This is a genomic window from Clostridium sp. DSM 8431 (assembly GCF_900116755.1).
Lineage (GTDB): Bacteria > Bacillota > Clostridia > Clostridiales > Clostridiaceae > Clostridium.
Genome location: NZ_FPBY01000004.1, coordinates 1 through 22,161, shown reverse-complemented (window position 1 = coordinate 22,161; position 22,161 = coordinate 1). Strand labels below are relative to the sequence as shown.

Sequence of the window (22,161 nt, the reverse complement as noted above, 5' to 3'; positions counted from 1 at the left end):
TACAATACTTCTTATTGTACTTCTATCTTCACTAATAATTTATAATATATATTCTATCTATAAAATACGTAAGAATAATGTATATATTCCACCAAATAGTGTAGATGTATTTCCTGAGTATTAAATATTAAAAAAATAGCTGTATCAAATAAAAACAGCTATTTTTCTATATTTCCATGGGAATTATCTTTTTTCTTCAAAGTATTTATTTACTCCACAAGTTATGCCTTCAACAATTTTTAATTGATGTTCTTCAGTTTTTAATCTCTGCTCTTCAGATGAATTAGATAAAAATCCACACTCAACTATTACACATGCTCCATCATATCCATCTCTCAAAATTTTGTACTGTTTTTTTGCAGCCTTGGCAACTCTTTTATTATTGTCTTCTGTCTTTTCCTTAAGAGAATCCTGCAAAAAATCAGCAACAATATTACTCTTCTCATTATCTGCATACCATACTTGAGCTCCAAAACATTTTTCCGAATTAAATTTATTTTGATGAATAGATATAAATACATCACAATTAGTCTCTTTTTTCATCTCACATCTTTTAGTAAGGTCTGCTACTTTCTTTGAATCTAAAGCAGTATCATCTTCTCTAGTCATATGTACTTTATATCCATCTTTTTCAAGTCTTTCTTTAAGCCTTTTTGAAATTTCTAAGTTTATATCTTTTTCTATAGTACCATTCTTACTTTTAGCTCCCCCATCAGCGCCACCATGACCTGGATCTATTAATATAATTCCCTTACATTCTTCATCAGCATTAACTCTTAAAACTGGAGTTGCAATTATAAAAATGGCTATGATCAATAATAGAAATAACTTATATTTTCTCATTAAAAAATCCTCCACCTAATAATCAATTTATACTTATTATGTGAAGGTTTTTTTACATTTATTCTTTTTTTAATTTATAAATACAGTTAAAAATTTTACACTTTTCTAGAAAAAACAAAGTGGCTGACGCCACGCTTTTCAGCGCAGGAAGCAACTTTGTAAAGCCTATCAAAAGGTTCTAAAATCAAAATAAATTCATCTTAAAATACAATTTAATTATTTTGCTTTTAGGTTCTTTTGCGGCCTACAATTATTTTTTAATGCATTTGACAACTTCTATATGAGAAAGCCAGTCAAAATTAGTGTTTAACATCAGAAAAATTTTATACTTCTCTATGCATTAAAAAAGGACACTTTCCAGTGATTTCTCACTAAAAAATGTCCCATACATATCGAATGAAATCCAATACGTCTTTGCATATTCCACAAAAACTGTACCTCTTGAAAAACAGGTACTCTTTGAATATCTCTGGAAATAAAAACTATCTCTTTGAGAATTGTGGAGCTCTTCTTGCTTTCTTAAGACCGTATTTCTTTCTTTCCTTCATTCTTGGATCTCTTGTTAAGAATCCAGCTTTCTTTAATTCTGGCTTTAAAGCTTCGTCAGCTTTAACTAATGCTCTAGCAATACCGTGTCTGATTGCTCCAGCTTGACCTGTAAATCCACCACCGTGAACATTTACTAAAACGTCAAACTTATCCTTAGTTCCAGTTAAAACTAATGGTTGGTTTACGATCATTCTTAATGTTTCTAAACCAAAAAAGTTTTCGATTTCTCTCTTATTTATAACTACGTTACCGTTACCTGGTACTAGTCTTACTCTTGCAACTGATTTCTTTCTTCTTCCAGTTCCCATATATTGAACTTTTGCCATTTTATACTCCTCCTCCCGAGCTGTGTATTAGTATCTTAATTCAAGTACTTCTGGTTTTTGAGCGTCGTGATTGTGATCTTCGCCTCTATATACTTTTAATTTCTTAAGCATTTGTCTTCCTAAAACACCTGTTGGAAGCATTCTTCTTACTGCTTCTTCAAAAGCTAATTCTGGTTTCTTAGCTAAAACTTCTCTGTATGGAGTTTCTTTTAATCCACCAATATAACCACTGTACTTTCTGAATAATTTTTGATCTAACTTCTTACCAGTTAAAACAACTTTTTCTGCATTGATTACTATAACATAATCTCCACAGTCAACATTTGGTGTAAATGTTGGTTTATTCTTTCCTCTTAATATTGTAGCAACTTGGCTTGCAACTCTTCCTAGTGGCTTACCAGCAGCATCTACAACATACCATTTTCTTTCAACGTCTTGTGCTTTCGCAATGTATGATTTCATCTATTTCCCTCCCTGAACTTACATCTTGCTCTACTTTAATTTAAAAGTATCGCTTATATGTCAAGACCCGGGGCTAGTGGATCTTTTACACATAAATATTTCTAACAAACAAACTTATTATAATACACGCTTACGGGCGTGTCAACATATTTTCTACTTTTTTTGCAATTAATAATAAACTTTTTCTAGCACTAATCCATTAGGCTGAACACATGGTCCTGACTGGTTTCTGTCCTTTGATTCTATAATATTTTCAATAGATTTTGGATCAATTTTGCCTTTTCCAACTTCTAACAATGTGCCCACTATAATCCTGACCATATTATATAAAAAGCCATCTGCAGTAACAAAAATTCTAATAGAATCCCCATCTTTCTCCATGTATAATTCCTTAATTGTTCTTACGGAAGTTTTTACAGAACTACCATTGGTCTTAAACGCAGTAAAATCATGCTTTCCAATAAAATATTTACACGCTTCTTGCATTTTTAATAGATCTAATTCATCTTTTACATGATAAACATAGTTTCTTCCAATAGACACTTTTTCATATCTATTCACTATTGTATAACTATAAGTTTTTCCCTTACTATCATATCTAGCATGAAAACTATCATTAACCTCTTCAGATTTTAAAATTGCAATATCATCTGGTAAATGTCTATTTACAGCTTCTCTAAAACGTTCTGGTGGTATAGAACTATTTGTCTTGAAATTTGCTGTCATTCCTCTTGAATGAACTCCAGCATCTGTTCTAGAACTACCTATTACTTCTATATCCTCTCCAGTAGCTTTTCTAATAGCTTTTTCAAGTTCCTCTTGAATAGTCTTATTATTATTCTGCTTTTGCCATCCTCCATAATTTGTTCCATCGAACTCGAGTATTAGTTTTATATTTTTCATCAACCAAACCTCATTATAATGCAAATCTTACTACAAAACTTGAAATAAATAATATCATAAATATCCCATAAGCAATAGCATCTCTATAAGAATATTTAAGTTCTTTCATTCTTGTCCTTCCAGCTCCACCTCTATAGCATCTTGATTCCATTGCCATAGCTAATTCATCTGCTCTTCTAAAAGAACTTATGAATAGTGGTACTAAAATAGGAATTAAATTCTTTGCTTTTTCAATTATATTTCCACTGTCAAAATCTGCACCTCTTGCCTTTTGTGCTTTCATAATTTTATCAGTTTCCTCCATAAGAGTAGGAATAAATCTTAATGCAATTGTCATCATCATAGCTAATTCATGTGCTAAAGTTTTACCTATTGGTCTAAGAAGTCTTTCTATACCATCTGTTAATTCAATAGGTGATGTTGTTAAAGTAAGTAATGAAGTACCAATTATTAAGAATACTAATCTTAATGCCATAAATGCAGCAGTACTTAACCCTTCTTTATATATTTTCAGAAACCCTAATTGAAAAATAAGAGTATCTTCTGTACCTTTTATCATAAAAATATTTAAAATTCCTGTAATTAATACTAAAACTAGAATAGGTTTTAATCCTTTTAAGATAAACTTTAAAGGAACTTTAGAATTAATAATTACTGCTCCTAAAAAAGCAACAATTAAAATATATCCTGGGAACTTATTCATAACAAATAATGAAACAATAAATAAGATTGATATAATAATCTTGGTTCTTGGATCAAGCTTATGCGTAAAAGATTCTCCAGGTATATATTGACCTATAGTTATATCTTGCAACATATATTCTCCTCCTTACTTATTGTTTTTTATAAATTTCAATATTTCTGCCTTAGCTTGCTCTATAGTATAAGCATTTTCTAACACATCAAAACCTTTTTCTCTTAAAGCTCTCATTAAATATGTAACCTGAGGTACTGCAAGACCAATTTTCTCAAGTTTTTCTACTTCTTTAAAGACCTCTTCAGGCTTTCCTTGAAGTACAACAGAGCCATTATCCATAACGATAACCTTTTTTGCTATTTTAGCTACATCCTCCATGCTATGACTAACTAATACTATAGTCATACCATATTCATCATGAAGTTTCTTAATCTGACCTAAAATATCATCTCTTCCTTTAGGATCTAAACCAGCTGTAGGCTCATCTAATATTAATACAGAAGGTTTCATAGCAATTACTCCTGCAATTGCAACTCTTCTTTTTTGTCCTCCACTTAAATCAAAAGGAGACTTATCTTTAAAATAGTCATAATTTAATCCAACCATTTGCATTGAGTCTTTAACTCTTTCATTTATTTCTTCATCACTTAATCCTAAGTTCTTAGGTCCATAAGCTATATCTTTAGCAATAGTTTCTTCAAATAATTGATATTCTGAATATTGAAATACTAATCCAACCTTTTTTCTAACGTCAGTAAGTTTAATATTTTTAGATGTAATATCTATATCATCAACAAATATTTTTCCACTTGATGGCTTTAATAATCCATTCATATGCTGAATAAGTGTTGATTTTCCCGAACCTGTATGACCTATTAAAGCAACAAAATCTCCGTCTTCTATCTCAATATTAACATCGTTTAATGCTTTTTTTTCAAATGGTCCATCAGGCATATATATGTGTGTTAAATTTTCTATTTTAATTGACATAACGCATCCACCATCTCATCTATGTTTAATATTTCTGAACTAACTTCAATTCCTTCCTTTTGCAATTCATATGCTAATTCAGTAACTTGTGGAACATCTAATCCTATTTTTTTCATTGTTTCCACCTTAGAAAATACCCTTTTAGGAGTCCCTTGCATAATAATCTTTCCATCATCAACAACAACTATTCTATCTCCTAGTGCTGCTTCATCCATATAATGAGTTATTAAAACTATTGTTATTCCATGATTCTTATTTAAATCAAGTATACTATCCATAACATCTCGTCTTCCACTTGGATCTAACATAGCTGTAGGTTCATCAAAGACTATACAATCTGGCTGCATTGCTAATACACCAGCAATAGCAACTCTCTGCTTTTGTCCTCCAGATAATAGATGAGGTGCATGCCTCTTATACTCGCTCATACCAACTCTTTCTAAACTTTCATCCACTCTTCTTCTTATTTCTATTGGTTCTACTCCTAAGTTTTCTGGTCCAAAAGCAACATCTTCTTCAACAATTGTAGCAACTAATTGATTATCTGGATTTTGAAATACCATTCCCGCCTTACTTCTTATATCCCATACACTCTCTGGATTAGAAGTATCTAATTCATTAACCATTACTGTTCCTGAACTAGGCTGCAACAAAGCATTAATATGTTTAGCAATAGTTGATTTTCCTGAACCATTATGCCCTAATACAACAAGAAATTCTCCTTTTTTAACATCTAAATCTATTCCTTTAATTGCATATCTTTCAACTTCTTTTTCATCTTCAATTGAAGTGTACTTATATGTTACATCTTGGAACTTTATCATATCTTCACTCATATAATTCCTCCAAATAATTTACTAACTTTTATATATTATACAAAAGATATTTATTTACGTAAATAATCAGCACATATCTTCTCTATAATGTATAAACCCTAATATCACAAAATGGGGATTAAGTTTAACTTAATCCCCTTACTGTAATTATACTAATTCAAGTATAACAACTTCAGCTCCGTCCCCTCTTCTAGGACCTTTTTTATACATTCTTGTATATCCACCGTTTCTTTCAGCGTATTGTGGAGCTATATTATCAAAAAGATTTTTTACTACTGCTTCTTCTTGAACATAAGATAAAACTTGTCTTCTTGCGTGAAGATCTCCTCTTTTAGCAAGAGTGATCATTTTTTCTGCAATACTTCTAGTTTCCTTAGCTCTTGTTACAGTTGTTTCAATTTTACCATGCTTTAAAAAGCTTGTAACAAGACTTCTAAGCATAGCTTTTCTTTGGTCTGTAGAAAGACCTAACTTACGATAACCTGCCATGGATTTTTACCTCCTTACTCGTCGTTTAGTTTTAAAGATAAACCTAACTCTTTTAGTTTATGTTCAACTTCTTCTAAGGATTTCTTTCCTAGATTTCTAACCTTCATCATATCATCCATAGATCTTGTAGCAAGTTCTTGAACAGTATTGATTCCAGCTCTCTTTAAACAGTTATAAGATCTAACTGATAAGTCAAGTTCTTCAACTGTCATTTCTAGTACTTTTTCCTTTTTATCTTCTTCTTTTTCAATCATTATTTCAACATCATTAGTATTATTTGTTAATGACATGAATAATTTGAAATGTTCTATAAGAATCTTAGCCGATAAACTTATCGCTTCATCAATTTTTATAGTACCATTAGTCCATATTTCTAATGTTAACTTATCATAATCAGTAATCTGACCAACTCTTGTATTCTCTACAGTAAAGTTAACTCTTTTTACTGGTGTGTATATTGAATCTACAGCAATTGCAGAAATAGGTAAATCTTCACTCTTATTCTTATTTTGAGTTACATATCCTCTTCCCTTATTAACTGTTAATTCCATATAAAGTCTTCCGTCATCATCAAGAGTTGCAATATGTAAATCTTTATTAACAACCTCAACATCTCCATCAGTCTTTATATCTGCGCCTGTTACAACGCCTGGTCCTTTTGCATCTATATATATAGTCTTAGGACCTTCACCATTCATTCTTAAAGCTAAAGCTTTTATGTTAAGAATTAATTCTGTAACATCTTCTTTAACTCCTTGCACAGTAGAGAATTCATGAAGTACTCCATCTATCTTAACAGATGTTGTTGCTGCACCTGGTAAAGATGATAATAAAATTCTTCTAAGTGCATTACCTAAAGTAATTCCATATCCTCTTTCTAAAGGTTCAACTACATATTTTCCATAAGTACCATCTTCATTCGCTTCTACACATTCGATTATTGGCTTTTCTATTTCTAACATACACAAACCCTCCTTAATATTAAAATGGCAACCTTCTGAGGGCAACTGATTCTATATTTGCTGTAATAAATAAATTTATACAGCAAATATTTATATATATTACTTGCTGTATAACTCAACGATAAGAGTTTCATTAACTGGAACGTCAATATCTTCTCTTGTTGGTTCAGCAACTACTTTGCCTTCGTAGTTTTCAACATTTGCTTCTAACCATTTTGGTAATGTCTTTGGATTTTCAGCAAAAGTCTTGAATTTTTCGCTTCCTCTGCTCTTTTCAGCAACAGTTATTACATCGTTAACTGATACTTTGTATGAAGCAATATCAACTTTCTTACCATTTACTAAGAAATGTCCATGAGTTACTAATTGTCTAGCTTCATTTCTTGATGCACCGTAACCTAATCTATAAACTACGTTATCAAGTCTTAATTCTAATAATTTTAATAGGTTTTCACCTGTAATTCCTCTTAGACGTTCAGCCTTTTCATAATAACTTCTGAATTGGCTTTCTAAAACGCCATATATTCTTTTTGCTTTTTGCTTTTCTCTTAATTGAACACCGTATCCAGATATCTTCTTCTTGTCTGCTCCATGTTGTCCTGGTGCATAACTTCTTCTAGCAAAAGCACATTTATCTGTATAACATCTATCCCCTTTAAGGAATAATTTCATACCTTCTCTTCTACATAATCTACATGTAGCTCCAGTATATCTTGCCATAAATTACACCTCCTGTATGGTCGTACTAGACTCTTCTTCTTTTTGGTGGTCTACATCCGTTGTGTGGAATTGGAGTAACATCTTTAATTAAAGTCACTTCTAATCCTGCTGCTTGTAAAGATCTGATAGCTGCTTCTCTACCAGCACCTGGTCCCTTTACATATACTTCTATGCTCTTTAATCCATGTTCCATTGCTGCTTTAGCTGCAGTTTCTGCTGCCATTTGTGCTGCGAAAGGAGTGCTCTTCTTTGATCCTCTGAAACCAAGAGCTCCTGCACTTGACCAAGATAAAGCATTTCCTGCTGCATCTGTTAAAGTAACAATTGAGTTATTGAAAGTTGACTTGATGTGTGCTGCACCATGCTCAACGTTTTTTCTTTCTTTTCTTCTTCTAGTCTTTTTAACTTTTTGAGCTGCCATTATCTTACCTCCTTATTATTACTTCTTCTTATTTGCGATAGTCTTCTTAGGACCTTTTCTAGTTCTCGCATTAGTCTTAGTTTTTTGTCCTCTAACTGGAAGACCTTTTCTATGTCTAATTCCTCTATAGCATCCTATTTCTTGTAATCTCTTAATGTTTAAAGCAACGTCTCTTCTTAAGTCACCTTCAACATTTAAGTTCTTATTAATGTAAGTTCTGATTTCGTTAACTTCGTCTTCTGAAAGATCTTTAATTCTTGTATCAGGATTGATTCCTGTAACAGCTAATATCTTTTGAGAAGTTGATAATCCTATACCAAATATATAAGTTAAACCAATCTCAACTCTTTTTTCTCTTGGTAAATCGATACCTGCAATTCTTGCCATTGAAATTTACACCTCCTGGTAATTAAAATGCCTTAAAAAGTTGATTTATAGTATATAATAAAATTTTAGGCATAAGAGAGATAACTCTCTATGTCAGCCGCTCCTAAAACCTAATTATTAAATTAATGCCTATATAATCATATTTGACTTTACTATAAAAGTCAATAAATTTTAAATGCCTTAACTGTATTTTTTGTCTAATATATTTATCTATTAGCCTTGTTTTTGCTTGTGCTTTGGATTTTCACAGATTACCATTACTCTTCCTTTTCTTCTTATAATCTTGCACTTTTCGCAAATAGGCTTAACTGATGGTCTTACTTTCATAGCTAACCCTCCTTGTATTTGTCATGATAGAATATTTCTATCTTATTTAGCTCTCCAAGTAATTCTACCTCTTGTTAGATCATAAGGTGAAAGCTCAACTGTAACTTTATCACCTGGTAAAATTCTTATGAAGTTCATTCTTAATTTTCCTGATATATGTGCTAAAATCTTATGCCCACTTTCAAGTTCAACTTGAAACATAGCATTTGGTAGAGCCTCTAAGACTGTACCTTGCATTTCTATTACATCATCTTTTGACATAAGGTAATCAACCCTCCTTAACAATGCCTTCAAATTTTAAAAATCTCTTAATTTCTAAGTTTGTACTTTCTTCTTTTATATATATAGCTGCCTTTAATTCATCATCAATTGTTTTTAAAAAATCTAAATGCTTGATTTTTTTCTTCTTTGGGTTTTCTAATGTTTTTGTACCACCATTTGTTAGTAATACATATTCATTATCTATTATCCCAGTAATCACATATAAATGATTAACATCTCTACCAGCCTTAGAACGTACTACTCTTCCAATCAAGTCATTGTTTTGCAAATTTTATTCACCTCGATGATTACCTTAGTATAAATTAACATAACTAAGTAATGTAAATTTATAACTAAGCAACACTTTATTTAATCAGTGTTAATATTTCCGGTCCATCTGGTAAAATTGCAACAGTATTCTCATAATGTGCTGATAATTTTCCGTCTCTTGTTACAACAGTCCAATTATTTCTTAAAGTTTTCACTTTAAAATCTCCTACATTAACCATTGGTTCAATTGCAAGAACCATTCCTTCTGTAAGTTTAGGACCTTTACCGGATCTCCCGAAATTAGGTACTTCAGGATCTTCGTGAACACTTCTTCCAATTCCATGTCCAACATAATCTCTTACTATAGAGAAACCTGAAGCTTCAACATATCTTTGTATTTCATGTGAAATATCTGTTAACCTATTGCCTATCTGAGCAAATTTAATTCCCTCAAAAAAGCTTTCTTTAGTAACTTCAATTAATTTTTCAGCATCAATTGAAACATTTCCTACAGGAAACGTTCTGGCTGCATCTCCATGAAAGCCATTAAAGCATGCACCACAATCAACACTTACAATATCTCCATCTTTCAAGATATATTCTCCTGGTATCCCATGTACTACTTCCTCATTAACAGATATACATAAAGCTGCTGGAAAACCATATAATCCTTTAAAGGATGGCTTTGCTCCACACTTAATTATAAATTCTTCTGCAATTCTGTCTAATTCTGCAGTAGTTATACCAGGTCTTATATTTTCCTCTACAAGCAGTAAAGTTTCAGCTACTATTCTTCCAGCCTTACGCATAAGATCTATTTCATGATGTTTTTTGTATTTAATCATTATTTAGAGCTTCCTAATGTATCGCAAATGCTTTCGAATACTTCATTAATAGCTTTTGTTCCATCTACTACTGAAAGTAAATTTTTCTTTTTATAAAAATCAATTAGTGGCTGAGTTTGTTTTTCATATACATCAAGTCTTTCCTTAACTGTCTCTTCTGTATCATCTTTTCTTTGAATAACTTCTGTTCCACAAAGCTGACACTTTCCATCAATAGCAGGGTTAAACTTAATATGATAACTTGCTCCGCATGAAGGACAAACTCTTCTTCCTGTCATTCTTTCAAGAATAAAATCACTTGGTACATCTATTAATAAAGCTGTATTTAATGATTCGTTTCTTTCATTTAAAAATGCTTCAAGAGCTTCTGCTTGACTAACTGTTCTTGGGAATCCATCTAAAAGATATCCTGATTTACAATCATCTTCTTTAAGTCTTTCCTTAACCATGTTTATAGTCACTTCATCTGGTACTAACTGACCGTTATCCATATAGCTTTTTGCTTCAATTCCTAGAGGAGTATTTTCTGAAATGTTCTTTCTGAAAATATCCCCTGTTGAAATATGTGGAATTGAATATCTATTACTAATTGACTTTGCCTGTGTTCCTTTTCCAGCTCCTGGAGGACCTAATAATACTATCTTCACTGGCGTCATCTCCATATTTTAATTATCTATTTAAGAAATCCTTCATAATGACGCATGATCATTTGAGATTCTAATCTCTTTGAGAAATCTAATGCCACACCAATTATTATTAGTATAGCTGTTGCGCCAAATGAAATGTTTTTAAAATCTGTATATGAATCAACAAGTACTGGAATTACAGCTAAAATTGCTGCGTAAATTCCTCCTACAACAGAGATTCTTGCAACGATACGTTCAAAGAATTTTGTTGTTTGTTCACCTGGTCTTATTCCTGGTACAAAACCAGCAGACTTATTTAAGTTTTCTGCAAGTTCATCAGGTTTTAATGTTACTTCATTATAGAACCAAGTAAAGAATATTGTTAATATTGCATATACTACTGGATACATCCATGTACTTTTATTAAAAATACTATACTTACTTGTAAGAATCCATTGAGCCCAATCCTTGCTTGGGAAGAAATTAGCAATTGCTTCTGGGAATCCCATCACTGACATTGCAAATATTATTGCAATAACAGCTGCTCCAATTATACTAAATGGAATATGAGTCGATTGTCCCTTCATCACTTTGTTTCCTACAGCTTTACCTGCATATTGTACAGGTACTCTTCTTTCAGCTAAGCTGAAATAAACTGCTGAAATTAGAAGTACAAAAACTCCTACAAAAAATAATGCTAATTCTACTATTGTTACAGTACCAGCTTCCTCTAATTGGAATATTCTAGCTGCTGTAAGTGGTAGTCTCGAAATAATATTTACAAAAATTAAGATAGATGTTCCGTTTCCAAAACCTTTTACTGTAATTTGGTCTCCAAGCCATATACAAAATGTAGATCCAACAACTAAAGAAAGAAGTACTATTAAATACTCTGGAGTTGTCATTCCCATTGTTCCACCTTTTTGAGATAAGGAAGCAACTACTCCATAAGAAAGAGTAATTGCAATAACAATAGCTAAATAACGTGTCCATTGTTGTATTTTCTTTCTTCCTTCTTCACCTTCTTTTTGAATTTGTTCTAAAGAAGGTATACCAATTGTTAATAATTGCATGATTATTGAAGCATTAATATATGGCATTACACCAAGTGCTAAAATACTGAAGTTACTGAATGCTCCTCCAGATATTAAATCATAGAAACCAAGTAATCCACTTTGAGAAACTTGTTGTTGCAAGAAAGTAGAATCAATTCCTGCAACAGGGATATGAGTTCCCATTCTGAATATTGCTATTAAAGCAATTGTCCAAAAAAACTTTTTTCTCAAATCTGGGACCTTCCAGGCATTACGTAGGGTTGATAGCATATTAAATCACCTCAACTTTTCCTCCAGCTGCTTCTATTTTTTCAACAGCAGCCTTTGATAGCTTACATCCTTTTATAGTTAAGCTTTTTTCCAAGTTTCCGTTTCCTAATATCTTAACTCCATCCATTACTTTACTTATTACTCTGTTTTCAAGTAAAACTTCTGGAGTAACTTCTGTTCCATTTTCAAATATATTTAATCTGTCAACATTTATGCTAACGATTTTCTTAGCAAATATATTTGTGAATCCTCTCTTTGGAAGTCTTCTGTAAAGAGGCATTTGACCCCCTTCAAAACCAGGTCTAACTCCACCGCCTGATCTAGCTTTTTGACCTTTTTCACCTTTACCAGTGTTTCTTCCTAATCCAGAACCAGTACCTCTACCTACTCTTTTAGGAGCTTTTCTGCTACCAGCTGCTGGTTTTAATTCATGAAGTTTCATATTCAGTGCACCTCCTCTTTATTTATATTTCTTCTACTTTTAATAAGTAATCTATCTTGTTAATCATACCTTGTATTTGAGGAGTTCCCTCATGTTCTACTGTCTTACCGATTTTTTTAAGTCCAAGGGCATTTGCAGTAGCGATATGGTCTTTCTTTCTACCTATTAAGCTCTTTACTAATGTAACTCTTAACTTTGCCATCGCAAGATACCTCCTAACCTAATATCTCTTCAACAGATTTTCCTCTTAATCTAGCTATATCTTCAGCTGTTCTTAAGTTTGCTAATCCGTTAATTGTTGCATTTACCATGTTTCTTGGATTATTTGAACCTAGAGACTTAGCTCTAACGTCCTTTAATCCTGCTAATTCAAGTACAGCTCTTGCTGGTCCACCAGCGATAACTCCTGTACCTTCTTTAGCTGGCATTATAAGAACCTTACCAGTTCCGAAAGTTCCGTAGATTTCGTGAGGAACTGTAGTTCCAACCATAGAAACTTCTACTAGGTTCTTCTTAGCATCTTCTATTCCTTTTCTAATTGCTACAGGGATTTCAATAGATTTACCCATACCAACACCAACATGACCGTTTTCGTCTCCGACAACTACAAGTGCGCTGAATCTGAAGTTTCTACCACCCTTAACAACCTTAGTAACTCTGTTTATGAAAACAACCTTTTCCTTAAGGTCTAGTGTACTAGGATCGATTCTCATTTATTTCCCTCCTTATTATTAGAACTTTAATCCTGCTTCTCTAGCAGATTCTGCTAATTGTTGTACTCTTCCGTGATAGATGTATCCACCTCTATCAAATACAACTTCTGTAATTCCTTTATCTAAAGCTTTCTTAGCTACTAATTCACCAACAACTTTAGCTCCTTCTTTGTTACCACCTTTAGCTGAAAAATCTTTTTCAACACTTGAAGCAGCAACTAAAGTTACAGCATTTACATCATCAATAATTTGTGCGTATATATTTTTTGAACTTCTATATACTGAAAGTCTTGGTCTTTCAGGAGTACCGAAAACTTTCTTACGTACTCTAAGGTGACGTCTTGCTCTCTTTGCCTTCTTATCAGCCTTCTTGAACATAAAGCTCACTCCTTCCTATTATTTCTTACCAGTTTTACCTTCTTTACGTCTGATATATTCGCCTTCAAACTTAATACCCTTACCTTTGTATGGTTCTGGTCTTCTCCAACGTCTTATATCAGCAGCTTGAGCTCCTACTCTTTCCTTATCGATACCCTTGATCACAACTTTTGTTGGAGCTGGAGTTTCGAAAGTAATTCCATCCATTGGCTCAACTTCAACTGGGTGTGAGAATCCAAGATTCATTACAAGCTTCTTACCTTGTAATTGAGCTCTATAACCTACACCAACTAATTCTAAAGTCTTTTGATAACCTTCATTAGTTCCAATTACCATGTTATTTATAAGTGCTCTTGTTAATCCGTGAAGAGCTCTATGATCTTTTTGATCACTTGGTCTTGTAACAACAACTTCGTTGTTTTCAACCACTATATTCATGTCTTTGTGCATAGCTTTTACTAACTCACCTTTTGGCCCTTTTACTGTAACAACATTGTCTGGTGTTACAGTAACAGTTACGCCAGCAGGTATAGTTATTGGTAATCTACCTACTCTAGACATAATTGCACCTCCTGTTGTTTCTTTGAACAAATTAAATTTGTTACTATATTTTCTATAATATATGTTTTACCAAACGTAGCAAACTACTTCTCCGCCTAGTCCCATTTTTCTAGCTTCTCTATCTACCATGATTCCTTTTGATGTAGATATAACAGCTATTCCTAGTCCGTTTAATACCTTTGGAGTTTCGTCTTTCTTACAGTAAACTCTTAAACCTGGCTTAGATATTCTCTTTATACCAGTGATAACTCTTTCTTTGTTTGAACCATATTTAAGTGAAATTCTTAACATTGGAACTACTCCATCGTTATATTCGTTAATTTCCTTAATATATCCTTCTTGTAATAATATATTTGCAAGAGCCTTCTTTATATTTGAAGAAGGTACCTCTACTACTTCATGTCTAACAGCATTTGCGTTTCTGATACGTGTTAGCAAATCTGCTATAGGATCTGTCATAACCATTAATTGTGCCTCCTTTCGACTATCTTTATATTACCAACTTGCTTTCTTGCAACCAGGGATTTGGCCCTTGTAAGCAAGTTCTCTAAAGCAAATACGGCATATACCGAATTTTTTAAGTACTGCATGTGGTCTACCACATATTCTACATCTAGTATAAGCTCTAGTCTTATACTTTGGTTCTTTGCTCCACTTTTCAATTATAGCTTTACGTGCCACAACTATCCCTCCTTATTAATGAGCGAATGGCATTCCAAGGAATCTTAATAATTCTCTTGCTTCTTCGTCAGTGTTTGCAGTTGTAACGAAGATGATATCCATTCCTCTTACCTTATCGATCTTATCGTATTCTATTTCTGGGAATATTAATTGTTCCTTAATTCCTAGAGAATAATTACCTCTACCATCAAAAGCCTTACTTGAAACACCTCTGAAATCTCTAACTCTTGGTAAAGCTATTGTCATTAATTTGTCAGCAAATTCATACATCTTTGCCTTTCTTAATGTAACTTTACAACCTATTGGCATATTTTCTCTTATTTTAAAGTTTGCAACTGATTTTCTTGCTCTAGTTAATATTGGTTTTTGACCAGCTATTATAGTTAAATCATTAACTGCAGACTCTAAAACTTTTTGGTTTTCTTTAGCTTCACCAACACCCATGTTGATTACTATTTTTTCAAGTCTTGGAACTTCCATTATATTTTTATATCCGAACTTTTCGATCATTGCTGGTATAATTTCTTTTTCATACTTCTCTTGAAGTCTTGTCATCATGCTGAGTTACCTCCTTTCAGAATCTTAGAATGTTTCGCCGCACTTCTTGCAAACTCTTACTTTAGCTCCGTCTTCTAATAACTTAGTGCTAATTCTTGTAGCAGATTTGCATTTTGTACAATATAACATTACTTTTGAGCTGTTTATAGCAGCTTCTCTTTCTATAATAGCACTTTCAGCTTGGTTTCTTGTAGCTTTTTGGTGCTTCTTAACTATGTTAACTCCTTTAACAAGGACTTTTCCTGTTTTAGGATATGCTTTTAAAACTTCTCCAGTCTTACCTTTGTCTTTACCTGAAATTACGACTACAGTATCGTTCTTTTTTACATGTATCTTCAAGTAAGCCACCTCCTTCTATTATAGAACTTCTGGTGCTAATGATAATATCTTATTAAATTCTTTATCTCTTAGCTCCCTAGCAACTGGTCCGAAGATACGAGTTCCTCTTGGTTGCTTATCATCTTTTATTATAACTGCAGCATTTTCATCAAATTTAATATATGAACCATCTGCTCTTCTTAATCCTCTTACAGATCTAACTATTACAGCTTTAACTACTTCACCTTTTTTAACAACTCCGCCTGGTGTTGCACTTTTAACGCTAGCAACTATTACATCTCCAATGTTACCGAACTTTCTTTTAGATCCGCCTAAAACTCTGATACACATTATTTCCTTAGCGCCTGAGTTGTCTGCTACCTTTAATAAGGTTTGTTGTTGTATCATTGAATTACCCTCCTTTCAGTCTTAAAGCCTATTTAGCTTTTTCAACTATTTCAACAAGTCTCCATCTCTTATCTTTAGATAATGGTCTAGTTTCCATTATTAATACAGTATCATTAACTTTTGCTTCATTATTTTCATCATGAGCTTTGAACTTTGTAGTTCTATTAACTGTCTTTCCATATAGTGGATGTCTAACCTTAGTTTCAACAGCAACTACGATAGTCTTATCCATCTTATCTGAAACAACTCTACCAATTCTTTTTTTTCTTAATCCTCTTTCCATTAGGGCATACCTCCTTCCAGAATTACTGTTGAACCCTTAACTCTTCTTCTCTTAAGATGGTTTTTATTTGGGCTATAGATTTCTTTACTTCTCTTATTCTCATAGGATTTTCTAATTGTCCTGTAGCTAATTGGAATCTTAAGTTGAATAATTCAGCTTTAAGGTCTCCTAATTTTACTACTAAATCTTGAGGATTACTTGCTCTTAATTCTTTAACTTCTCTAGCCTTCATTATTCTTCACCACCCATTTCCTCAAAATCTCTTCTTGTAACAAACTTAGTTTTTACAGGAAGTTTGTGTGATGCAAGTCTCATTGCTTCTCTTGCAACTTCTTCATTAACTCCTGATAATTCGAATAATACTCTACCAGGTTTAACAACAGCTACCCAATATTCAGGTGCTCCTTTACCTTTACCCATTCTAGTACCGATTGGTTTACTAGTTATTGGCTTATCTGGGAAAATCTTTATCCAAAGTTTTCCTCCTCTTTTAATGTATCTATTAATAGCAATTCTGGCAGCTTCTATTTGGTTACTCTTTACCCAACCACAAGTAGTAGCTTGAATACCGAAATCTCCGTAAGCTAGGAAATTTCCTCTAGTTGCTTTACCTTTCATTCTACCACGTTGTACCTTACGATGCTTTACTCTTTTAGGCATTAACATGATCTATTCCTCCTTTCTATGCTTGAGCTTCTTCCTTCTCAACCTTTTTAGTTGGAAGCACTTCTCCATTATAAACCCAAACCTTAACTCCGATTTTTCCGTATGTTGTATCTGCTTCAGCAAATCCATACTCTATATCTGCTCTTAATGTTTGTAGTGGAATTGTTCCTTCATGATATTGTTCAGTTCTAGCCATTTCAGCTCCACCAAGTCTACCAGAACAAGCAGTTTTAACACCTTTAACTCCATGTTTCATAGCTCTTTGGATTGTTTGCTTCATAGCTCTTCTAAATGATACTCTCTTTTCTAATTGAGCAGCAATGTTTTCTGCCATTAATTGAGCATCTGCTTCAGCGTTCTTAACTTCAACTATATTGATTAATACGTTCTTACCAGCTATAATCTTAGTTAATTTAGCTTTTAAAGCTTCAATACCTGCTCCACCTTTTCCTATAACAACACCTGGTTTAGCAGTGTGTATATTTAACTTAACTCTTTTTGTAGTTCTTTCTATTTCAACTTTAGAAATACCAGCTGAGAAAAGTTCTTTTTTAACGAATTTTCTTATCTTATCATCTTCTATTAAGTTGTCTGCAAAGTTCTTCTTATCAGCATACCACTTTGCGTCCCAATCCTTAATTACTCCGACTCTAAGTCCATGAGGATTTACTTTTTGACCCACTTATCTTTCCCTCCTTCTTCTAAGCTCTTTCTTTAACAACTACTGTTATATTGCTTGTTTTCTTAAGAATTTTAAATGCTTTACCGTGGTCCATAGGTCTGAATCTCTTAAGTGTTGGACCTTGACCAACATATATTTCTGATACATATAACTTATCTGTATCTAATGCAAAATTGTTTTCTGCATTTGCAACAGCAGACTTTAATACTTTATTAATTACTACTGCAGCTTCTCTTGGAGTATATTGTAAAATAGCAAAAGCTTCTTTAACATCTTTTCCTCTTATTAAATCAGTAACAGCTCCTACTTTAATTGGAGACATTCTTACGTATTTAGCTACGGCTTTAGCTTCTCTAGCTTCCATCTATAATCCTCCTTTCCAGGCTTCTATTATTTCTTAGATTTCTTATCTGTGTCAACATGGCCTCTGTAAGTTCTTGTTAATACGAACTCACCAAGCTTATGTCCAACCATATCTTCTGATATATATACAGGAACATGCTTTCTTCCATCGTGAACAGCAATTGTATGTCCTATCATTTGTGGGAAAATTGTTGAACTTCTTGACCAAGTCTTAACAACTTTCTTATCTCCACTTGCATTCATTTCTTCAACCTTTTTTAATAATCCTGCATGGATAAAAGGTCCCTTCTTAACTGATCTACTCACTAAATTTGCCTCCCTTCACAAACATCAGGCCGCCGACAAGTTAGGAAGAGAATTCTCTATTCTCTTCTTACTACTTGGCGTTTCTATTCTTAATAATGAATCTATCTGAATACTTCTTATTCTTTCTAGTTTTGTATCCAAGTGCTGGTTTACCCCAAGGAGTAACTGGACTTGGTCTACCAACTGGTGACTTACCTTCACCACCACCATGAGGGTGATCATTAGGGTTCATTACAGAACCTCTTACTGTAGGTCTCCATCCTAAATGTCTCTTTCTACCAGCCTTACCTAAGTTAACTATATCATTAGTTGAGTTAGATATTGTACCGACAGTAGCTCTACATTCTATTCTTACATATCTCATTTCACCTGAAGGTAATCTTAATGTAGCATAGTTACCTTCCTTAGCCATTAATTGTGCTGAGTTACCAGCAGATCTAACTAATTGGCCACCTTTACCAGCTTGTAATTCAATGTTATGAACTATTGTACCTACTGGTATGTTCTTTAATGGAAGAGCATTTCCTGGTTTGATATCTGCTTCTGATCCAGATACTACTGTATCTCCAACTTTTAATCCTGCTGGAGCAATGATGTATCTCTTTTCACCATCTGCGTATACAACTAAAGCGATATATGCTGATCTGTTTGGATCGTATTCTATAGTTGCAACCTTTGCTGGAATTCCATCTTTATTTCTCTTGAAATCTATAATTCTATATTTTCTTTTAGCACCACCACCGTGATGTCTAACAGTTATTTTACCTTGTGCATTTCTACCACCTGTTTTCTTTAATGAAACAAGAAGTGACTTTTCAGGTGAATTTGAAGTTATTTCTTCAAATGTTGGCATAGTCATTTGTCTTCTTGAAGGGGTAGTTGGTCTAAACTTTTTAACTGCCATTGGTTTTCCCTCCTTTTTTAAGCTTATCTGGTACCGTTGTACCAATACTTCACTTTACTATTGTTGTAAACCTTCGAAGAATTCTATACCCTTGCTTCCTTCAGCAAGTGTAATTATAGCTTTCTTGTAGTCAGCTCTCTTTCCTACATGTACGCCCATTCTCTTAGTTTTTCCCATAGTTCTTATAGTTTGAACATTAGCAACTTTAACGCCAAATACTTCTTCAACAGCTCTCTTTATTTGAGATTTGTTTGAATCGATATGAACTATGAAAGTGTACTTATTTTCTGCCATAGCTGTCATAGTCTTTTCAGTTATAACAGGTCTTCTGATTATATCATGGCTTACCATTTTCATTATGCGTACACCTCCTCAATCTTTGATACAGCATCTTTTGTCATGATTACTTTTTCATATTTTAATAAATCATAAACATTGATGTTGTTTGCAGGTATTATGTTAACACCTTCTATGTTTCTAGCTGATTTGTAAGCTACTTCATCAGCTTCAGCAGTTACTATTAAAGTTTTCTTGAAACCTAATGTTTTAATCATTTCAGCAACTTGTTTAGTTTTGATTGATTCGAAAGCTAAATCTTCCATAACAATCATTTCTCCTGCTACAACTTTACTAGTTAAAGCAGATTTAAGAGCTACTCTTCTCATGCTCTTTGGCACTGAGATTCTGTAATCTCTTGGCTTTGGTGCGAATACTATACCACCTTTGATCCATTGTGGAGCTCTGATTGAACCTTGTCTAGCTCTACCAGTTCCTTTTTGTCTCCAAGGTTTGATTCCGCCTCCTCTAACTTCAGCTCTAGTCTTAGCTGATTGAGTTCCTTGTCTCTTATTTGCAAGTAATGCAACAACTACTTGATGCATAGCATCTTGATTTACTTCAACTCCGAATACACCTTCGTTTAATGTAAAATCACCAACTTGCTTTCCTTCTTTATTAAATAATCCTACTGTAGGCATCCTGCTTCCTCCTTTCTTCTAGAAATTAAGCTTTAACTGCGTTTCTTATTACTACTGTACCTTTGTTAGGTCCTGGGATACCACCCTTAACTAGTATTAAGTTCTTCTCAGCTATAACCTTAACTACTTCTAAATTCATAACAGTTTTATTTTCTGAACCCATATGTCCTGGCATACGTTTGTTTTTGAATGTCTTTGATGGATCTGAAGAAGCTCCCATTGATCCAGGTGCTCTCTTAAACTTAGAACCGTGAGACATTGGTCCTCTTTGTTGGTTCCATCTCTTAATTACACCTTGGAATCCCTTACCTTTAGAAACTCCTGATACATCTACTTTATCTCCTGCAGCAAATATTTCAGCAGTAATTTCTTGACCCACTTCATATTCACTTACATCTTCCATTCTGAATTCCTTAAGAGTTCTCTTAACAGAAACTCCTGCCTTAGCGAATTCTCCTTTAGCAGGTTTGTTAACTAATTTTTCTCTTATATCACCAAAACCTACTTTTATAGCTTCATATCCATCATTTTCAGTTGTTTTCTTTTGAACAACAACACATGGACCAGCTTCTACTACTGTTACTGGAACTACTTTACCATTTTCGTCGAAAATTTGAGTCATTCCTATTTTCTTACCAATAATAGCTTTTTTCATTTACTTGCACCTCCAAAACTAATTAGCGGATTGCTTACGCAATCATAATAGTTCATATTTCTATTTAAAACTATTTGCTACTAAAGCTTTATTTCGATATCTACACCAGCTGGTAGATTTAATCTCATTAATGCATCAACTGTCTTTGGTGATGGATTAACGATATCGATAAGTCTCTTGTGAGTTCTTATTTCGAATTGTTCTCTAGAGTCTTTATACTTATGAACTGCTCTTAATATTGTTACAACGTCTTTTTCAGTTGGTAATGGTACTGGACCAGCCACCTTAGCTCCTGTTGACTTTGCAGTTTCAACGATTTTTTCAGCTGATTGATCTAATATTGTATGATCGAAAGCTTTTAATCTTATTCTTATTTTTTGTTTTGACATCTTTATTTCCCTCCTTTTCATGTACGCTTTACTTCGAGCGCACAACAGCGGTTATTCTATAAACTGTTCCTGGTGTTTCATAACATTTAGACACAACTATAGATCCCTGTCGTCGGATTCTAGATCCAGACATACTCATCAAGAATTACCCGGAAGTCCGGCAACCTCTTGACTCATCGCTGTTTGCTCTGCAACTTCTTTATTATACTATTTTCAAATAATATTTTCAAGTTTTTTTAACTACAATATTTATTTTTATTTTACATTTTCTTTTTAACTATCGCTTGTTCTATTTTAATTCTTGATAAGCAAAATTTCAATAAAATTTTTTATTTTTTTTTAGTAATTATTACACTATTTTTTTATTATTTCCTTTACTTACACTTCGTATTCCACAAAATAAATTTTATTTATCGAGTTTTCAATCACTTAAAAATTTTCATGCTCTTCTAAACATCGAGTAGGTGAACCTCAGAAATATTTTTTCTGAGGTCTTTCCTCTCACAAAACCGTGCATGCGGGCCTCGCACACGGCTCTTGATAAGTCTCCATTATTCTTTATAATAATGCAAAACTGCTGTTTCTACCTTAGACATGTCAAATAGTTTGATTTCATCAAACCATTTGTTCGGAAGTGC

The 22,161-nt window shown here is 33.1% G+C and carries 39 protein-coding genes; all 39 read right to left on the bottom strand.

Annotation, left to right across the window (positions count from 1 at the left end; genetic code table 11):
- Positions 1-183 precede the first annotated feature (183 nt).
- On the bottom strand, positions 184-843 hold the full coding sequence (cwlD, locus tag BM384_RS00770) for an N-acetylmuramoyl-L-alanine amidase CwlD (RefSeq protein WP_090009642.1): 660 nt from the start codon (positions 841-843) through the stop codon (positions 184-186).
- A gap of 482 nt (positions 844-1,325) precedes the next feature.
- The gene (gene rpsI, locus BM384_RS00765) at positions 1,326-1,718 is read right to left on the bottom strand and encodes a 30S ribosomal protein S9 (RefSeq protein WP_090009640.1); all 393 of its coding nucleotides are present in this window, start codon (positions 1,716-1,718) and stop codon (positions 1,326-1,328) included.
- Positions 1,719-1,745: 27 nt separating this feature from the next.
- On the bottom strand, positions 1,746-2,180 hold the full coding sequence (gene rplM, locus BM384_RS00760) for a 50S ribosomal protein L13 (RefSeq protein ID WP_090009636.1): 435 nt from the start codon (positions 2,178-2,180) through the stop codon (positions 1,746-1,748).
- A gap of 168 nt (positions 2,181-2,348) precedes the next feature.
- Positions 2,349-3,083 carry a tRNA pseudouridine(38-40) synthase TruA gene (gene truA, locus BM384_RS00755; protein ID WP_090009633.1) on the bottom strand — a complete coding sequence of 245 codons (735 nt, stop codon included), beginning with the start codon at positions 3,081-3,083 and terminating at the stop codon, positions 2,349-2,351.
- A 13-nt stretch (positions 3,084-3,096) separates the two neighbouring features.
- Positions 3,097-3,900, bottom strand: a complete 804-nt coding sequence (locus tag BM384_RS00750; RefSeq protein WP_090009630.1) for an energy-coupling factor transporter transmembrane component T family protein — start codon at positions 3,898-3,900, stop codon at positions 3,097-3,099.
- Positions 3,901-3,912: 12 nt separating this feature from the next.
- Complete coding sequence (locus BM384_RS00745) at positions 3,913-4,770, bottom strand: energy-coupling factor transporter ATPase (RefSeq protein WP_090009627.1); 858 nt, start codon at positions 4,768-4,770, stop codon at positions 3,913-3,915.
- A complete protein-coding gene (locus BM384_RS00740) occupies positions 4,755-5,606 on the bottom strand; it encodes an energy-coupling factor transporter ATPase (protein WP_090009624.1) in 852 nt (283 codons plus the stop codon). The genes BM384_RS00745 and BM384_RS00740 overlap by 16 nt, the downstream gene beginning before the upstream one ends.
- Before the next feature lie 147 nt (positions 5,607-5,753).
- Positions 5,754-6,095 carry a 50S ribosomal protein L17 gene (rplQ, locus tag BM384_RS00735; protein WP_090009622.1) on the bottom strand — a complete coding sequence of 114 codons (342 nt, stop codon included), beginning with the start codon at positions 6,093-6,095 and terminating at the stop codon, positions 5,754-5,756.
- Positions 6,096-6,109: 14 nt separating this feature from the next.
- Positions 6,110-7,057: a DNA-directed RNA polymerase subunit alpha gene (locus BM384_RS00730; RefSeq protein ID WP_090009619.1), complete on the bottom strand. Its 948-nt coding sequence runs from the start codon at positions 7,055-7,057 to the stop codon at positions 6,110-6,112.
- A gap of 99 nt (positions 7,058-7,156) precedes the next feature.
- On the bottom strand, positions 7,157-7,777 hold the full coding sequence (gene rpsD / locus BM384_RS00725; RefSeq protein ID WP_090009616.1) for a 30S ribosomal protein S4: 621 nt from the start codon (positions 7,775-7,777) through the stop codon (positions 7,157-7,159).
- Between the two features lie 25 nt (positions 7,778-7,802).
- The gene (gene rpsK, locus BM384_RS00720) at positions 7,803-8,198 is read right to left on the bottom strand and encodes a 30S ribosomal protein S11 (RefSeq protein ID WP_090009612.1); all 396 of its coding nucleotides are present in this window, start codon (positions 8,196-8,198) and stop codon (positions 7,803-7,805) included.
- A gap of 18 nt (positions 8,199-8,216) precedes the next feature.
- The gene (gene rpsM / locus BM384_RS00715) at positions 8,217-8,585 is read right to left on the bottom strand and encodes a 30S ribosomal protein S13 (protein ID WP_090009609.1); all 369 of its coding nucleotides are present in this window, start codon (positions 8,583-8,585) and stop codon (positions 8,217-8,219) included.
- Positions 8,586-8,798: 213 nt separating this feature from the next.
- Positions 8,799-8,912, bottom strand: coding sequence for a 50S ribosomal protein L36 (gene rpmJ / locus BM384_RS00710; RefSeq protein WP_003448032.1), 114 nt, complete (start codon positions 8,910-8,912; stop codon positions 8,799-8,801).
- 42 nt (positions 8,913-8,954) lie between these two features.
- Positions 8,955-9,173 carry a translation initiation factor IF-1 gene (gene infA / locus BM384_RS00705; RefSeq protein WP_055668511.1) on the bottom strand — a complete coding sequence of 73 codons (219 nt, stop codon included), beginning with the start codon at positions 9,171-9,173 and terminating at the stop codon, positions 8,955-8,957.
- 7 nt (positions 9,174-9,180) lie between these two features.
- Complete coding sequence (locus BM384_RS00700; RefSeq protein ID WP_090009606.1) at positions 9,181-9,462, bottom strand: KOW domain-containing RNA-binding protein; 282 nt, start codon at positions 9,460-9,462, stop codon at positions 9,181-9,183.
- A gap of 76 nt (positions 9,463-9,538) precedes the next feature.
- Positions 9,539-10,288, bottom strand: coding sequence for a type I methionyl aminopeptidase (map, locus tag BM384_RS00695; protein ID WP_090009603.1), 750 nt, complete (start codon positions 10,286-10,288; stop codon positions 9,539-9,541).
- A complete protein-coding gene (locus tag BM384_RS00690; RefSeq protein ID WP_090009601.1) occupies positions 10,288-10,935 on the bottom strand; it encodes an adenylate kinase in 648 nt (215 codons plus the stop codon). Before BM384_RS00690 ends, map begins: the two co-directional genes overlap by 1 nt.
- A gap of 26 nt (positions 10,936-10,961) precedes the next feature.
- Positions 10,962-12,239: a preprotein translocase subunit SecY gene (secY, locus tag BM384_RS00685; protein ID WP_090009598.1), complete on the bottom strand. Its 1,278-nt coding sequence runs from the start codon at positions 12,237-12,239 to the stop codon at positions 10,962-10,964.
- Between the two features lies 1 nt (position 12,240).
- On the bottom strand, positions 12,241-12,681 hold the full coding sequence (gene rplO, locus BM384_RS00680; RefSeq protein ID WP_090009596.1) for a 50S ribosomal protein L15: 441 nt from the start codon (positions 12,679-12,681) through the stop codon (positions 12,241-12,243).
- Positions 12,682-12,703: 22 nt separating this feature from the next.
- Positions 12,704-12,883 (bottom strand): 50S ribosomal protein L30, encoded by a 180-nt coding sequence (rpmD, locus tag BM384_RS00675; protein ID WP_090009593.1) that lies wholly within the window; start codon positions 12,881-12,883, stop codon positions 12,704-12,706.
- Between the two features lie 13 nt (positions 12,884-12,896).
- Entirely contained in the window at positions 12,897-13,394 is a 498-nt protein-coding gene (rpsE, locus tag BM384_RS00670; protein WP_090009590.1) for a 30S ribosomal protein S5, read from the bottom strand.
- Positions 13,395-13,412: 18 nt separating this feature from the next.
- A complete protein-coding gene (gene rplR / locus BM384_RS00665) occupies positions 13,413-13,772 on the bottom strand; it encodes a 50S ribosomal protein L18 (protein ID WP_090009588.1) in 360 nt (119 codons plus the stop codon).
- 18 nt (positions 13,773-13,790) lie between these two features.
- Positions 13,791-14,333: a 50S ribosomal protein L6 gene (rplF, locus tag BM384_RS00660; protein ID WP_090009585.1), complete on the bottom strand. Its 543-nt coding sequence runs from the start codon at positions 14,331-14,333 to the stop codon at positions 13,791-13,793.
- 66 nt (positions 14,334-14,399) lie between these two features.
- Positions 14,400-14,798, bottom strand: a complete 399-nt coding sequence (rpsH, locus tag BM384_RS00655) for a 30S ribosomal protein S8 (RefSeq protein ID WP_090009582.1) — start codon at positions 14,796-14,798, stop codon at positions 14,400-14,402.
- 30 nt (positions 14,799-14,828) lie between these two features.
- The gene (locus BM384_RS00650) at positions 14,829-15,014 is read right to left on the bottom strand and encodes a type Z 30S ribosomal protein S14 (protein WP_090009580.1); all 186 of its coding nucleotides are present in this window, start codon (positions 15,012-15,014) and stop codon (positions 14,829-14,831) included.
- 15 nt (positions 15,015-15,029) lie between these two features.
- Complete coding sequence (rplE, locus tag BM384_RS00645; RefSeq protein WP_090009577.1) at positions 15,030-15,572, bottom strand: 50S ribosomal protein L5; 543 nt, start codon at positions 15,570-15,572, stop codon at positions 15,030-15,032.
- Between the two features lie 24 nt (positions 15,573-15,596).
- Positions 15,597-15,911 carry a 50S ribosomal protein L24 gene (gene rplX, locus BM384_RS00640; protein WP_090009574.1) on the bottom strand — a complete coding sequence of 105 codons (315 nt, stop codon included), beginning with the start codon at positions 15,909-15,911 and terminating at the stop codon, positions 15,597-15,599.
- A gap of 18 nt (positions 15,912-15,929) precedes the next feature.
- On the bottom strand, positions 15,930-16,298 hold the full coding sequence (gene rplN / locus BM384_RS00635) for a 50S ribosomal protein L14 (RefSeq protein WP_090009571.1): 369 nt from the start codon (positions 16,296-16,298) through the stop codon (positions 15,930-15,932).
- Between the two features lie 28 nt (positions 16,299-16,326).
- Complete coding sequence (gene rpsQ, locus BM384_RS00630; RefSeq protein ID WP_090009568.1) at positions 16,327-16,581, bottom strand: 30S ribosomal protein S17; 255 nt, start codon at positions 16,579-16,581, stop codon at positions 16,327-16,329.
- A gap of 22 nt (positions 16,582-16,603) precedes the next feature.
- A complete protein-coding gene (rpmC, locus tag BM384_RS00625) occupies positions 16,604-16,813 on the bottom strand; it encodes a 50S ribosomal protein L29 (RefSeq protein ID WP_090009565.1) in 210 nt (69 codons plus the stop codon).
- Positions 16,813-17,247, bottom strand: coding sequence for a 50S ribosomal protein L16 (rplP, locus tag BM384_RS00620; RefSeq protein WP_090009562.1), 435 nt, complete (start codon positions 17,245-17,247; stop codon positions 16,813-16,815). Before rplP ends, rpmC begins: the two co-directional genes overlap by 1 nt.
- Positions 17,248-17,263: 16 nt before the next feature.
- Complete coding sequence (gene rpsC, locus BM384_RS00615; RefSeq protein WP_090009560.1) at positions 17,264-17,929, bottom strand: 30S ribosomal protein S3; 666 nt, start codon at positions 17,927-17,929, stop codon at positions 17,264-17,266.
- Positions 17,930-17,948: 19 nt separating this feature from the next.
- Positions 17,949-18,293, bottom strand: a complete 345-nt coding sequence (rplV, locus tag BM384_RS00610; protein ID WP_090009556.1) for a 50S ribosomal protein L22 — start codon at positions 18,291-18,293, stop codon at positions 17,949-17,951.
- 26 nt (positions 18,294-18,319) lie between these two features.
- Entirely contained in the window at positions 18,320-18,598 is a 279-nt protein-coding gene (gene rpsS, locus BM384_RS00605; RefSeq protein WP_090009552.1) for a 30S ribosomal protein S19, read from the bottom strand.
- Between the two features lie 70 nt (positions 18,599-18,668).
- Positions 18,669-19,502, bottom strand: coding sequence for a 50S ribosomal protein L2 (rplB, locus tag BM384_RS00600; RefSeq protein WP_090009549.1), 834 nt, complete (start codon positions 19,500-19,502; stop codon positions 18,669-18,671).
- Between the two features lie 57 nt (positions 19,503-19,559).
- On the bottom strand, positions 19,560-19,859 hold the full coding sequence (gene rplW / locus BM384_RS00595; RefSeq protein ID WP_090009546.1) for a 50S ribosomal protein L23: 300 nt from the start codon (positions 19,857-19,859) through the stop codon (positions 19,560-19,562).
- Positions 19,859-20,479 (bottom strand): 50S ribosomal protein L4, encoded by a 621-nt coding sequence (gene rplD / locus BM384_RS00590; RefSeq protein WP_090009543.1) that lies wholly within the window; start codon positions 20,477-20,479, stop codon positions 19,859-19,861. Before rplD ends, rplW begins: the two co-directional genes overlap by 1 nt.
- 25 nt (positions 20,480-20,504) lie before the next feature.
- Positions 20,505-21,134, bottom strand: a complete 630-nt coding sequence (gene rplC / locus BM384_RS00585) for a 50S ribosomal protein L3 (RefSeq protein ID WP_090009540.1) — start codon at positions 21,132-21,134, stop codon at positions 20,505-20,507.
- Positions 21,135-21,214: 80 nt separating this feature from the next.
- Complete coding sequence (gene rpsJ, locus BM384_RS00580) at positions 21,215-21,523, bottom strand: 30S ribosomal protein S10 (RefSeq protein ID WP_021876938.1); 309 nt, start codon at positions 21,521-21,523, stop codon at positions 21,215-21,217.
- Positions 21,524-22,161 lie beyond the last annotated feature (638 nt).

What these genes read in the sequence shown, in the direction of transcription:
- rplP (WP_090009562.1), bottom strand. Translation starts at nt 17,247, where the DNA reads ATGTTAATGCCTAAAAGAGTAAAGCATCGTAAGGTACAACGTGGTAGA.
- cwlD (WP_090009642.1), bottom strand. Translation starts at nt 843, where the DNA reads ATGAGAAAATATAAGTTATTTCTATTATTGATCATAGCCATTTTTATA.
- rpsJ (WP_021876938.1), bottom strand. Translation starts at nt 21,523, where the DNA reads ATGTCAAAACAAAAAATAAGAATAAGATTAAAAGCTTTCGATCATACA.
- BM384_RS00740 (WP_090009624.1), bottom strand. Translation starts at nt 5,606, where the DNA reads ATGAGTGAAGATATGATAAAGTTCCAAGATGTAACATATAAGTACACT.
- infA (WP_055668511.1), bottom strand. Translation starts at nt 9,173, where the DNA reads ATGTCAAAAGATGATGTAATAGAAATGCAAGGTACAGTCTTAGAGGCT.
- rpsE (WP_090009590.1), bottom strand. Translation starts at nt 13,394, where the DNA reads ATGAGAATCGATCCTAGTACACTAGACCTTAAGGAAAAGGTTGTTTTC.
- rplM (WP_090009636.1), bottom strand. Translation starts at nt 2,180, where the DNA reads ATGAAATCATACATTGCGAAAGCACAAGACGTTGAAAGAAAATGGTAT.
- truA (WP_090009633.1), bottom strand. Translation starts at nt 3,083, where the DNA reads ATGAAAAATATAAAACTAATACTCGAGTTCGATGGAACAAATTATGGA.
- rplE (WP_090009577.1), bottom strand. Translation starts at nt 15,572, where the DNA reads ATGATGACAAGACTTCAAGAGAAGTATGAAAAAGAAATTATACCAGCA.
- rplQ (WP_090009622.1), bottom strand. Translation starts at nt 6,095, where the DNA reads ATGGCAGGTTATCGTAAGTTAGGTCTTTCTACAGACCAAAGAAAAGCT.
- rplR (WP_090009588.1), bottom strand. Translation starts at nt 13,772, where the DNA reads ATGTTCAAGAAGGCTGATAAGAAGGCAAAGAGAGCAAGACGTCACCTT.
- rplF (WP_090009585.1), bottom strand. Translation starts at nt 14,333, where the DNA reads ATGTCTAGAGTAGGTAGATTACCAATAACTATACCTGCTGGCGTAACT.
- rpsH (WP_090009582.1), bottom strand. Translation starts at nt 14,798, where the DNA reads ATGGTTATGACAGATCCTATAGCAGATTTGCTAACACGTATCAGAAAC.
- rpsM (WP_090009609.1), bottom strand. Translation starts at nt 8,585, where the DNA reads ATGGCAAGAATTGCAGGTATCGATTTACCAAGAGAAAAAAGAGTTGAG.
- rpsK (WP_090009612.1), bottom strand. Translation starts at nt 8,198, where the DNA reads ATGGCAGCTCAAAAAGTTAAAAAGACTAGAAGAAGAAAAGAAAGAAAA.
- BM384_RS00730 (WP_090009619.1), bottom strand. Translation starts at nt 7,057, where the DNA reads ATGTTAGAAATAGAAAAGCCAATAATCGAATGTGTAGAAGCGAATGAA.
- rpmC (WP_090009565.1), bottom strand. Translation starts at nt 16,813, where the DNA reads ATGAAGGCTAGAGAAGTTAAAGAATTAAGAGCAAGTAATCCTCAAGAT.
- rplO (WP_090009596.1), bottom strand. Translation starts at nt 12,681, where the DNA reads ATGAAACTTCATGAATTAAAACCAGCAGCTGGTAGCAGAAAAGCTCCT.
- rplB (WP_090009549.1), bottom strand. Translation starts at nt 19,502, where the DNA reads ATGGCAGTTAAAAAGTTTAGACCAACTACCCCTTCAAGAAGACAAATG.
- rplN (WP_090009571.1), bottom strand. Translation starts at nt 16,298, where the DNA reads ATGATACAACAACAAACCTTATTAAAGGTAGCAGACAACTCAGGCGCT.
- rpsQ (WP_090009568.1), bottom strand. Translation starts at nt 16,581, where the DNA reads ATGGAAAGAGGATTAAGAAAAAAAAGAATTGGTAGAGTTGTTTCAGAT.
- rplD (WP_090009543.1), bottom strand. Translation starts at nt 20,479, where the DNA reads ATGCCTACAGTAGGATTATTTAATAAAGAAGGAAAGCAAGTTGGTGAT.
- BM384_RS00745 (WP_090009627.1), bottom strand. Translation starts at nt 4,770, where the DNA reads ATGTCAATTAAAATAGAAAATTTAACACACATATATATGCCTGATGGA.
- rplV (WP_090009556.1), bottom strand. Translation starts at nt 18,293, where the DNA reads ATGGAAGCTAGAGAAGCTAAAGCCGTAGCTAAATACGTAAGAATGTCT.
- rpmJ (WP_003448032.1), bottom strand. Translation starts at nt 8,912, where the DNA reads ATGAAAGTAAGACCATCAGTTAAGCCTATTTGCGAAAAGTGCAAGATT.
- rpmD (WP_090009593.1), bottom strand. Translation starts at nt 12,883, where the DNA reads ATGGCAAAGTTAAGAGTTACATTAGTAAAGAGCTTAATAGGTAGAAAG.
- rplW (WP_090009546.1), bottom strand. Translation starts at nt 19,859, where the DNA reads ATGAAAATGGTAAGCCATGATATAATCAGAAGACCTGTTATAACTGAA.
- map (WP_090009603.1), bottom strand. Translation starts at nt 10,288, where the DNA reads ATGATTAAATACAAAAAACATCATGAAATAGATCTTATGCGTAAGGCT.
- rpsI (WP_090009640.1), bottom strand. Translation starts at nt 1,718, where the DNA reads ATGGCAAAAGTTCAATATATGGGAACTGGAAGAAGAAAGAAATCAGTT.
- secY (WP_090009598.1), bottom strand. Translation starts at nt 12,239, where the DNA reads ATGCTATCAACCCTACGTAATGCCTGGAAGGTCCCAGATTTGAGAAAA.
- rplC (WP_090009540.1), bottom strand. Translation starts at nt 21,134, where the DNA reads ATGAAAAAAGCTATTATTGGTAAGAAAATAGGAATGACTCAAATTTTC.
- BM384_RS00750 (WP_090009630.1), bottom strand. Translation starts at nt 3,900, where the DNA reads ATGTTGCAAGATATAACTATAGGTCAATATATACCTGGAGAATCTTTT.
- rpsD (WP_090009616.1), bottom strand. Translation starts at nt 7,777, where the DNA reads ATGGCAAGATATACTGGAGCTACATGTAGATTATGTAGAAGAGAAGGT.